Here is an 11,835-nt window from a genome sequence, read left to right on the forward strand (position 1 = left end):
GTGTGGCCGGAGGTGGGTGGGCGGCCGCGTCGTGCGGGGGTGTCGTCGTTTGGTGCTTCGGGGACGAATGCGCATCTGATTTTGGAGCATGTCCCGCAGCCGGTGGCTGAGTTGGTGGGCGGGCCGGTGGGTGTGGAGTCCCCGGTTGACGGCGGGGAGGGTGACGGTGGTGTGGTGGTTCCGTGGCTGCTGTCGGCGCGGAGTCCGCAGGCCCTGCGCGACCAGGCACGCCGCCTGAGTGCTTTTGCTGACGACGCGTCGCGAGCATCGCTGACCGACGTGGGCTGGTCGCTGCTGACGACGCGGGCACTGCATGAGCACCGAGCTGTTGTTGTGGGTGCGCAACGGGAGGAACTCAGTGCGGGGTTGGCGGCATTGGCGGCGGGTGAGTCGCATTCGGCGTTGGTCGGGCCGCCTTCCTCGTCTGTGCGTGCTGGTGGTGATGTGGTCTGGCTGTTCAGTGGTCAGGGCAGTCAGTTGGTGGGTATGGGTGCGGGGTTGTATGAGCGTTTCCCGGTGTTTGCGGAGGCGTTTGATGAGGTGTGTGGGTTGTTGGAGGGGTCGTTGGGGGTTGCGCCTGGTGAGCTGCGGGAGGCGGTGTTCCGTGGTCCGAAGGGGCGGTTGGATCAGACGATGTGGGCGCAGGCGGGGTTGTTTGCGTTGCAGGTGGGTTTGGTCGGGTTGTGGGAGTCGGTGGGGGTGCGGCCGGATGTGGTGGTGGGGCATTCGGTGGGGGAGATTGCGGCGGCGTATGTGGCGGGGGTGTTCTCGCTTGAGGATGCGTGTCGGGTGGTGGGGGCGCGTGCCCGGTTGATGGGTGGGTTGCCTGTGGGTGGTGGGATGTGTGCGGTGCAGGCCACGCCGGAGGAGGTGGCGGTGGGGCTGGTGGGTTCCGCGGTGAGTGTGGCAGCGGTCAATACGCCGGATTCGACGGTGATTTCGGGTCCGTTGGTTGAGGTGGAGCGGATTGCTGCGGGGTGGCGGGAGCGGGGTCGTAGGACGAAGGCGTTGGCGGTGAGTCATGGGTTTCATTCGGTGTTGATGGAGCCGATGCTGGCGGAGTTCGCTGAGGTGTTGGGTGGGGTGGAGTTCCGGCGGCCGTCGGTTGCGTTGATCAGTAACGTCTCGGGTGAGCGGGCCGGTGAGGAGATTGCGTGCCCGGAGTACTGGGTGCGGCATGTGCGCCAGCCGGTCCTGTTCCAGCCTGCCATCGCCCAGGTGGCGTCGGACGCTGGGGTGTTCGTGGAGATCGGCCCCGGGCCTGTGCTGACCACGGCTGCTCAGCACACCCTCGACGAGGCTGACCGTTCCGATGCGGTGCTGGTGTCTTCGCTTGCTGGTGGGCGGGGGGAGGAGTTGGCGTTTGTGGAGGCGTTGGGGCGTCTGCATGTGGCTGGTGTGGGTGTGGATTGGTCGGTGGTGTTCTCGGGTGGGGTGGTGCCGGGGGTGGTGGATCTGCCGACGTATGCGTTTCAGCGGGAGCGGTTCTGGTTGTCGGGTCGGGCTGGTGGTGGGGATGTGGCGGGGCTGGGGTTGGTGGCTTCGGGGCATCCGTTGTTGGGTGTGGCGGTGGAGTTCGCGGGTCGGGGTGGGTGTCTGCTGACGGGGCGTTTGTCGCGGTCGGGTGTTCCGTGGTTGGTGGATCACGTGGTGGCTGGTGTGGTGTTGGTGCCGGGGGCTGCGTTGGTGGAGTGGGTGTTGCGGGCGGGTGATGAGGTCGGTTGTGGGGTGGTGGAGGAGTTGATGTTGCGGGCGCCGGTGGTGGTGTCTGAGGCGTCGGGTCTGCGGGTGCAGGTGGTGGTGGATGAGGCGGGCGATGACGGGCGTCGTGGGGTGGAGGTTTACACCCGCCTGGATGCCGATATCGATGCTGCGGCCGGGGATGACGTGTGGGTGTGCCACGCCACCGGCGTCCTCGCCCCCGACATCCCTCTGGAGAATGCCGAGTTGGAGTTGGGCGGCACGTGGCCGCCGACCAGTGCCGAATCCGTGAACGTCGAGGGCTTCTACGCGCAGGCCGCGGAAGCCGGGTACGGGTACGGTCCGGCGTTCCAGGGACTGCGCGCGGTGTGGCGGGACGGAGAGGACCTGCTGGCCGAGGTGGTGCTGCCGGAGGCCGCAGGAGCCCACGACGGATACGGCATCCACCCCACCCTCCTGGACGCCGCCCTGCACCCCCTCCTCGTCGCCCGTTTCCAGGATGGCTCCGCAGACGGTCAGGTCCATGTGCCGTTCGGGTGGACCGGAGTGTCCCTGCGGGCGGTGGGGGCCACGACGGTCCGCGTACGTCTCCGCCCGGTCGGAGAGAGCATCAGCCAGGGGCTGAGTGTCACGATTGCCGACGCGACCGGTACCCCCGTGCTGAGCGTCGACAATCTGCAGACACGCCCCGTGAAGCCCGGTCAGCTTGCTGCGGCCCAGCAGCAGGATGTGCGCGGCCTGTTCACCGTGGACTGGACGCCGCTTCCGCTTCCGGCTCCGGTTGCTGAGGCCGGTGTGTCGACGGATGGCGATGCTTGGGTCGGGTTGTCGGGCGGTGTCGGTCTGGCTGATGTGGTGCCTGTGGGTGGGGTGGCGCCGTGGGCGGTGGTCGCTCCGGTCGAGACATCCGTCGGTGCGGGTGGCGGTGCGGGTGGTCTTCCGGTCGTTGATCGGGTACTGGCACTGGTGCAGGAGTTCTTGTCAGTGCCGGAGTGGGCCGAGTCGCGCCTCCTGGTGGTGACGCGGGGTGCGGTGGCCATGGACGGCAGCGGTGAGGTGGATGCTTCGGCGGCAGCGGTGTGGGGTCTGGTGCGCAGCGCGCAGTCGGAGAACCCGGGCCGGTTCGCCCTGCTCGACGTCGACGGCGGCAACGTTGTGGAGAACGGCTACCTCCCGCAGGCCGTACTGCGTGACGCCATCGAGGACCTCGACGAACCCCAACTCGCCCTGCGTGACGGGCGTCTACACATACCCCGCCTTACGCAGGCACGTCGTTCCGCCGGACTTGTCGCGCCGTCCGGTGAGGCGGCATGGCGCCTGCGGATGGTGGACGGCGGGTCGTTGGACGACCTGGCCGCGGTGGCTTGCCCGGAGGTCCTCGAACCCCTGGGGCCCGGACAGGTGCGTGTGTCGGTGCATGCCGCGGGCCTCAACTTCCGTGACGTGCTGGTCGCCTTGGGCATGGTCCCCGCGTACGGCGCCATGGGCGGTGAAGGTGCGGGTGTGGTCACCGAGGTCGGATCCGACGTCACACGTGTGTCGGTCGGCGACCATGTCATGGGTGTCTTCGAGGGAGCGTTCGGCCCCGTGGTGATCGCCGACGCTCGGATGGTGGCGCCGGTCCCGCAGGGTTGGGACATGCGTGCCGCGGCCGGTGTTCCGGCGGCGTTCCTGACGGCTTGGTACGGGTTGGTGGAGTTGGCCGGACTTCGGGCGGGTGAGCGGGTGCTGGTCCATGCAGGTACGGGTGGTGTGGGCATGGCGGCGGTGCGGATTGCCCGGAACCTCGGCGCTGAGGTGTTTGCCACGGCGAGTCCGGCCAAGCACTCCGTACTGGAAGAGATGGGGGTCGATGCCGCCCATCGGGCGTCTTCCCGTGACCTGGGTTTCGAGGACGTCATCCGGGAGGCCACCGGTGGGCGTGGCGTGGACGTCGTACTCAATAGTCTCGCCGGTGAGTTCATCGATGCTTCCTTGCGGTTGCTCGGCGAGGGTGGTCGGTTTTTGGAGATGGGCAAGACCGATCTCCGTACCCCCGAGGCCGTGGCCGCGGCGCATCCCGGCGTGACGTACACCTCGTACGACCTGGTCGGCGACGCCGGGCCGGACCGCGTCGGCCGGATGCTGGACCACCTCGGCGAGTTGTTCACCTCAGACCGGCTTAAGCCACTGCCGGTACGGTCCTGGCCGCTGGACAAGGCGCAGGAGGCGTTCCGGTTCATGAGTCAGGCGAGGCACACCGGCAAGCTGGTGCTGGAGATTTTGCCTGCCCTCGATCCTGAGGGCACGGTGTTGGTCACTGGTGGTACCGGTGTGCTGGGGCAGGTTGTGGCTGAGCATCTGGTGCGGGAGTGGGGTGTGCGCCATCTGCTGCTGGCCAGCCGAAGCGGTCCGAGTGCCCCGGCCAGCGAGGAACTCGTCGCGCGCTTGGCTGAGTTGGGCGCTGAAGCGACGGTGGTCGCCGCCGATGTCGGTGATGCGGCGGCGGTGGCGGAGTTGGTGGGCAAGACCGATCCCTCACATCCGTTGACCGGTGTCGTGCATGCCGCGGGTGTGCTGGAGGATGCGGTGGTGACCGCGCAGACGTCGGAGGGGCTGGAGCGGGTGTGGGCGGCCAAGGCTGGTGCCGCGGAGAACTTGCACGAGGTGACGCGTGGGATGCGGCTGGGGCTGTTCGTCGTGTTCTCCTCGGCCGCCGCGACGCTCGGCAGTCCGGGGCAGGCCAACTACGCTGCTGCGAACGCCTATTGCGATGCGCTGATGCAGCGTCGCCGGTCGGAAGGGCTGGCGGGTCTGTCCGTCGGCTGGGGGCTGTGGGAGGCCTCGCACGACCCGACAGGCGGTCCGGGGAGTGCCCCGGACGGTGGTCGCGGACAGGGCGGCATGTCCGGCGGACTCAGCAACACCGACCTCGCCCGGATGAGCCGCATCGGCGTCAAGGGAATGAGCAGCAAGCACGGCCTGGCACTGCTGGACGCCGCTCAGCGACACGGCCGCCCCCACCTCGTGGGCTTCAACCTCGACCTGCGCACCCTGGCCACGCACCCCGTCGACACCAGGCCCGCCCTCCTGCGCGGCCTGGCCGCCCCCACCGGCGGCGGAAAGGGCAGGCCGACCGCGGCAACGGGCGAGCGGCCCGCCGACCTCGCGGGCCGACTGGCCGCCCTGCCGCCCGCCGACCGGCACCACACGCTGGTGAGGCTCATCAGGGAGCAGGCCGCCACCGTCCTCGGGCACCGCACCGACAGCCTCGCGACAGGCAGCACCTTCAAGGAGCTCGGTTTCGACTCGCTCACGGCGGTCGAACTGCGCAACAGGCTGTCCGCCGCCACCGGCCTGCGTCTGCCCGCCGGTCTTGTCTTCGACCACCCGGACGCCGACATCCTGGCCGAACACCTCGGCGTGCAACTCGCCCCCGACGGCGGCACACCTGCCGGTGCGGAGGCGACCGACCCGGTCCTCAGGGACCTCGCGAAACTCGAGAGCGCCCTGTCCACCACCCTCGTCGAACACGTCGACGTCGACGCGGTCACGGCCCGGCTGGAGTCCCTCCTGGCGAAGTGGAAGGCGGCCGGCGCGTCGCCCGACTCCGGCAGTACGAAGGAGCAGCTCCAGGTCGCCACCACCGACCAGGTCCTCGACTTCATCGACAAAGAACTGGGTGTGTGAACCGACCGTGCACGGCGCGACAACCACGCTGAAGGCTGGGTGAACTCTCATGGCGAGTGAAGAGCAACTGGTCGACTACCTCAAGCGGGTCGCCGCCGAACTGCATGACACCCGGCAGCGACTGCGCGAGGTGGAGGACCGCAGGCAGGAGCCGGTGGCCGTCGTCGGCATGGCCTGCCGATTCCCCGGCGGCATCGAGACGCCCGAAGGCCTGTGGGAGCTGGTCGCCGCGAGCGACGACGCCATCGAGCCCTTCCCCACCGACCGAGGCTGGGACCTGGAAGGGATCTACCACCCCGACCCCGACCACCCCGGGACCTGCTACGTCCGTGAGGGCGGCTTCATCGGCGCCCCCGACCGGTTCGACTCCGGGTTCTTCGGCTTCAGCCCGCGCGAGGCCCTGGCCAGCAGCCCACAACTGCGGCTGCTTCTGGAAACATCCTGGGAGGCACTCGAACGTTCGGGCATCGACCCCGCCTCGCTCAAGGGCAGCCCGACCGGCGTCTACGTAGGCGCCGCGACCACCGGCAACCAGACCCAGGGCGACCCCGGCGGCAAGGCGACCGAGGGGTACGCGGGCACGGCGCCCAGCGTCCTTTCGGGCCGGGTCTCCTTCACGTTGGGCCTGGAGGGCCCGGCGGTGACGGTCGAGACCGCGTGCTCATCATCGCTGGTGGCGATGCACCTGGCGGCCACCGCCTTGCGGCAGGGGGAGTGCGACCTGGCCCTCGCAGGTGGCGTCACCGTCATGTCCACGCCCGAAGTTTTCACCGGCTTCTCGCGCCAGCGCGGCCTGGCCCCCGACGGCCGCTGCAAGCCGTTCGCCGCCGCGGCCGACGGCACGGGCTGGGGCGAGGGCGCCGGGCTCATCGTCCTGGAGCGGCTCTCCGAAGCGCGCCGCAACGGCCACAAGGTCCTCGCGGTGCTGCGCGGTTCGGCCATCAACCAGGATGGCGCCAGCAACGGATTCACCGCGCCGAACGGCCCCTCACAGCGTCGCGTCATCCGCCAGGCCCTGTCCAGCGCCCACCTCTCCACGTCGGAGATCGACGTCGTCGAAGCGCACGGCACCGGAACCAAGCTCGGTGACCCCATCGAGGCCGAGGCGCTCATCGCCACCTACGGCAAGGAGCGCGAGGATGACCGGCCGCTGTGGCTCGGCTCGGTGAAGTCAAACATCGGTCACACGCAGGCCGCCGCCGGTGTGGCGGGCGTCATCAAAATGGTGATGGCCCTGCAGAACGACCTACTGCCCGCCACCCTGAATGTCGATGAACCGACCCCACACGTCCAGTGGGACGGCGGCGGAGTGCGACTCCTGACCGAACCGGTCCCGTGGTTGCGCGGCGACCGCCCCCGCCGCGCCGGGATCTCCTCCTTCGGCATCTCCGGTACGAACGCACACGTGATCCTGGAGGAGGCACCCGCTCCCGCTCCTGCTCCCCTCGCTGCTGCCGCCGTGTCGTCGGAGGCGGCGGTGGTGCCGTGGGTGGTTTCCGGCCGGGGTGGGGACGCGCTCCGTGAACAGGCGCGGCGTCTGGGTGAGTTCGTTGCGGGTGATGCGGGGGTGCGGCCTGTTGAGGTGGGGTGGTCGCTGGCTACGAGCCGGTCGGTGTTCGAGCACCGGGCGGTGGTGGTGGGCCAGGACAGGGATGCGCTGACGGCCGGTCTTGGGGCGCTGGCGGCGGGTGAGGCCTCCGGGGATGTGGTGTCCGGGGTTGCGGGTGGTGTGGGTGCGGGGCCGGTGTTGGTGTTTCCGGGGCAGGGGTCGCAGTGGGTGGGGATGGGGGCTCAGCTCCTGGATGAGTCGCCGGTGTTCGCGGCGCGGATCGCGGAGTGTGAGCAGGCCCTGTCGGCATACGTGGACTGGTCGCTGCGTGATGTGTTGCGTGGGGACGGGAGTGAGCTGTCCCGGGTCGAGGTCGTGCAGCCGGTGCTGTGGGCCGTCATGGTGTCGCTCGCCGCCGTGTGGGCCGACAGCGGTGTCACACCCGCCGCTGTCGTCGGCCACTCCCAGGGTGAGATGGCTGCCGCGTGTGTCGCGGGGGCGTTGTCGCTGGAGGATGCGGCGCGGATTGTGGCTGTACGCAGTGATGCGTTGCGCCAGTTGCAGGGGTACGGCGACATGGCGTCGTTGGGGACGGGTCCGGAGCAGGTTGACGAGCTCATCGGTGACCGGCCGGGGGTGTGTGTTGCCGCCGTCAACGGGCCTTCTTCCACCGTGATTTCGGGCCCGTCCGAGCATGTGGCGGCTGTGGTGGCCGAGGCGGAGGTGCGTGGTCTGCGGGCCCGGGTCATCGATGTCGGCTATGCCTCCCACGGTCCGCAGATCGACGCACTCCACGACCTGCTCATTGACCGGCTCGCCGACATCCAGCCCACCGCCACCACCGACGTGGCCTTCTACTCCACGGTGACCGCTGAGCGCCTGGCCGACACGACGCAGCTCGACACCGACTACTGGGTCACCAACCTGCGCCAGCCCGTCCGTTTCGCCGACACGATCGAGGCGTTGCTGGCGGATGGGTACCGCCTGTTTATTGAGGCCAGTGCCCATCCGGTGCTGGGGCTGGGTATGGAAGAGACCATCGATCGGGCGGAGGTCGCCGCCACCGTCGTGCCCACCCTGCGCCGTGACCACGGCGACGCCACCCAACTCGCCCGCGCCGCCGCCCACGCCTTCACCGCCGGAGCCGACATCGACTGGCGCCGCTGGTTCCCGGCCGACCCCACCCCCCGTACCGTCGACCTCCCCACCTACGCCTTCCAACGCCGAAGCTACTGGCTTCCGGTGGACGGTGTAGGCGATGTGCGGTCCGCCGGGTTGCGGCGGCTGGAGCACAGGTTGCTGCCTGCCGTGCTCGGGCTGGCCGATGGCGCGTTGGTGCTCACCGGGCGACTCTCGGCGACCGGCGGAAGCGGAAGTGGAAGCGGTAGCGGTAGCGGCTGGATCGCCGACCACGCGGTGGCGGGTACGACGCTGGTCCCTGGCGCCGCGCTGGTCGAGTGGGCGTTGCAGGCGGCCGACGAGGCGAACTGCCCCACCCTCGAAGAGCTCACACTTGAAGCACCCCTTGTACTCCCACAGGCAGGCGGCCTGCAGGTGCAGGTGGTCGTCGGCGCGGCCGAGGAACAGGGCGGCCGACGTGACGTGCGGGTCTTCTCCCGCCCCGACTCCCGCATCGACGCCGACGAGGAGCTGGGCCAGGACGAGGGCTGGACGTGCCATGCGACCGGCACGCTGAGTCCCGAGCACGGCGATGCGCCCGAGGGGCTCGGAGGACAGTGGCCCCCGGCCGGGGCCGAGCCGGTGGAGGTCGGCGACCTCTACGAGCGGGCTGCTGCGGCAGGCTACGAGTATGGGCCGTCCTTCCGGGGACTGCGCGCTGTGTGGCGGCACGGACAGAACCTGCTGGCCGAGGTGGAGCTGCCCGAACAGGCAGGTTCGCACGACGGATTCGGCATCCACCCCGTACTGCTGGACGCCGCTTTGCACCCGGCGCTGCTGCTCGACACGAGCGCGTCCGCCGACGCGGGAGAGCTCCGTCTGCCGTTCGCGTGGAACGGGGTGACCCTGTGGGCCACCGGTGCCGCCACCGTACGGGTGCGTCTGGCCCCGTACGGGGAGGAGGGGGCGGAGGAGGACGGAGCGGGGCTGCACGTAACCGTGGCCGATGCCACAGGTGCGCCGGTCCTGAGCGCGGACTCCCTGGCCCTGCGGCCTGCCGACCCGGAACTGCTTCGTTCGGCCGGACGGGCGGGCAGCGGTCCCCACGGGCTGTTCGCCTTGGAGTGGGCCCCCGTGTTCCCGGCAGCCGGAGTGGAGAGCGGCGACGACTGGCTGGTGCTCGGCCCGGACGCGCCCGACTGGGCCGGGGACGACGTACCCCGATACCCGGACCTGACGACCCTTCAGGCCGCACTCGACACACTCGACACACTCGACGCACTCGACGAGGGAGCGCGGACCCCCGCGACCGTCCTTGTCGACACCGCGGCGGCCGGTGACGGAACCGTCGACTCCATCGATACCGTCGACGCTCGTGGTCGGGCTGCCGCCGAACGCACCCTGAACCTCGTACAGGACTGGCTCGCCGCACCACGTCTCGCCGAGGCCCGCCTCGTACTGATCACTCACCGAGCGGTCGCGGTACAGGGGAGCGATGACCGGGACGAGCCGACGGTCGACGACGTGTCTTCCGCCTCCGTGTGGGGTCTGATACGCAGTGCCCAGGCCGAACACCCGGGCCGTTTCGTCCTGTTGGACACCGATCGGGGTACGGACCGAGCGGCCGTCGAGCGAGCCCTCGCGACCGGCGAACCGCAGCTCGCCGTGCGAGCCGGAGAGCCGAGGGCCCCCCGCCTCGCCCGCGCCACCACCGCACTCACACCTCCGACCCACGGCGAGGCCCCAGCGCCTGAGCCCGGCGCGGCCCTCGATCCCGACGGCACCGTTCTCATCGCGGGCGGCACCGGCATGATGGGTGGTCTCGTCGCCGAACACCTGGTCCGCGCCTGGTCGGTACGGCATCTGCTGCTCGTCAGCCGCCAGGGGCCCGACGCGCCCGACGCCCGCGACCTGGCCGACCGGCTGACGGGCCTCGGCGCCGCGGTGCGGGTCGTCGCGGCCGACCTGACAGACGGGCGGGCCACCGCCGAGCTGGTCGGATCGGTTGACCCGGCGCATCCGCTGACCGGTGTGATCCACGCGGCCGGTGTCCTGGACGACGCCCTGGTCACCGCGCAGTCCTCTGACCAGCTCGCCAGGGTGTGGGCCGCCAAGGCCTCCGTCGCCGCCAACCTGGACGCGGCCACCTCGGAACTGCCGCTGGGCCTGTTCGTGATGTTCTCCTCTGCCGCCGGCGTCCTCGGCAACGCGGGCCAGGCCGGATACGCCGCCGCCAACGCGTTCGTGGACGCCCTGGTGACCCGCCGTCGCAGCGCCGGTCTGTCCGGCCTGTCGATCGCCTGGGGCCTCTGGGCGCGCGGCAGCGCCATGACCAGGCACCTCGACGACGCCGACCTGGCGCGGTTGCGCGCGGGCGGCGTCAAACCGTTGCTGGACGAGCAGGGCCTCGCTCTCCTCGACGCGGCACGAACCGCCGCCGCGCACACCCCCCTGGTCGTCGCGGCAGGGATTGATGTCCGTGGCCTGACCGGCGACGACGTGCCCGCGATGCTGCGGAACCTGACGGGCCGGACCCGGCGCAGGGCGGCGGCCGACTCCGCCGTCGACCGAGCCGCGCTGGAGACACGCCTCGCGGGCCTCGACGACGCCGGGCGCCGCGCGGTCGTCGGCGATGTCGTACGCGAGTGCGTCGCGGCGGTGCTCGGCCACCGTTCGGCGGCCGACGTCCGCACCGAGGCCAACTTCAAGGACCTCGGCTTCGATTCGCTCACGGCCGTACAACTGCGCAACCGCCTCTCCGCAGCCAGCGGACTCCGGCTGCCCGCCACGATGGCCTTCGACCACCCCACCCCGGAGGCCCTCGCCACCTATCTGTGCACCCGCCTGGGCGGCCGGACGGTGACACCCGCCGCCCCCGCGACCTCCGTGGCGCTGCCTACCGCCGACACGGACGACCCCGTCGCGATCGTCGCCATGGCCTGCAAGTACCCGGGCGGAGTGACCTCGCCGGAAGGGCTCTGGGATCTGGTCGCCGCGGGCGTGGACACGGTCGGTGAGTTCCCGACCGGCCGTGGCTGGGACCTGGAGCGGCTCTTCCATCCCGACCCGGACCACCCCGGCACCAGCTACGCGGACGAAGGAGCCTTCCTGCCGGATGCGGGTGATTTCGATGCGGCGTTCTTCGGGATCAATCCGCGTGAGGCGTTGGCGATGGATCCGCAGCAGCGGTTGTTGCTGGAGGCGTCGTGGGAGGTGTTCGAGCGTGCGGGTATCGACCCGACGACGCTCAAGGGCAGCCTGACCGGCACCTACGTCGGTGTCATGTACCACGACTACGCGGCTGGCCTGGCGCAGGACGCCCAGCTGGAGGGCTACTCCACGCTGGCCGGTTCCGGCAGCGTGGTCTCCGGCCGCGTCTCCTACACCCTGGGCCTCGAAGGTCCGGCGGTGACGGTGGACACGGCCTGTTCCTCGTCGTTGGTCTCCATCCACCTGGCGGCGCAGGCGCTGCGCCAGGGCGAATGCAGCCTCGCCCTCGCGGGAGGTGTGACCGTCATGGCCACGCCCGAGGTGTTCACCGGCTTCTCGCGCCAGCGCGGCCTGGCCCCCGACGGCCGCTGCAAGCCCTTCGCCGCCGCGGCGGACGGCACGGGTTGGGGTGAGGGCGTCGGCGTACTCCTCCTCGAACGCCTGTCGGACGCCCGCCGCAACGGCCACCAGGTCCTGGGTGTCCTGCGCGGCTCGGCCGTCAATCAGGACGGTGCGAGTAATGGTTTGACGGCTCCGAATGGTCCGTCGCAGGAGCGGGTGATTCGGCAGGCGTTGGCGAGTGGGCG

At 70.4% G+C, this 11,835-nt stretch carries 2 protein-coding genes; both read left to right on the forward strand.

The window, feature by feature from the left end; translation table 11 throughout:
• Nucleotides 1–39 precede the first annotated feature (39 nt).
• Entirely contained in the window at nucleotides 40–5,370 is a 5,331-nt protein-coding gene (locus tag ABZ953_RS38875; RefSeq protein WP_361734195.1) for an SDR family NAD(P)-dependent oxidoreductase, read from the forward strand.
• 49 nt (nucleotides 5,371–5,419) lie between these two features.
• On the forward strand, nucleotides 5,420–11,835 hold a 6,416-nt coding region (locus ABZ953_RS38880), incomplete at its 3' end, for a type I polyketide synthase (RefSeq protein WP_361734197.1).

Source organism: Streptomyces sp. NPDC046465 (assembly GCF_040646035.1).
Lineage (GTDB): Bacteria > Actinomycetota > Actinomycetes > Streptomycetales > Streptomycetaceae > Streptomyces.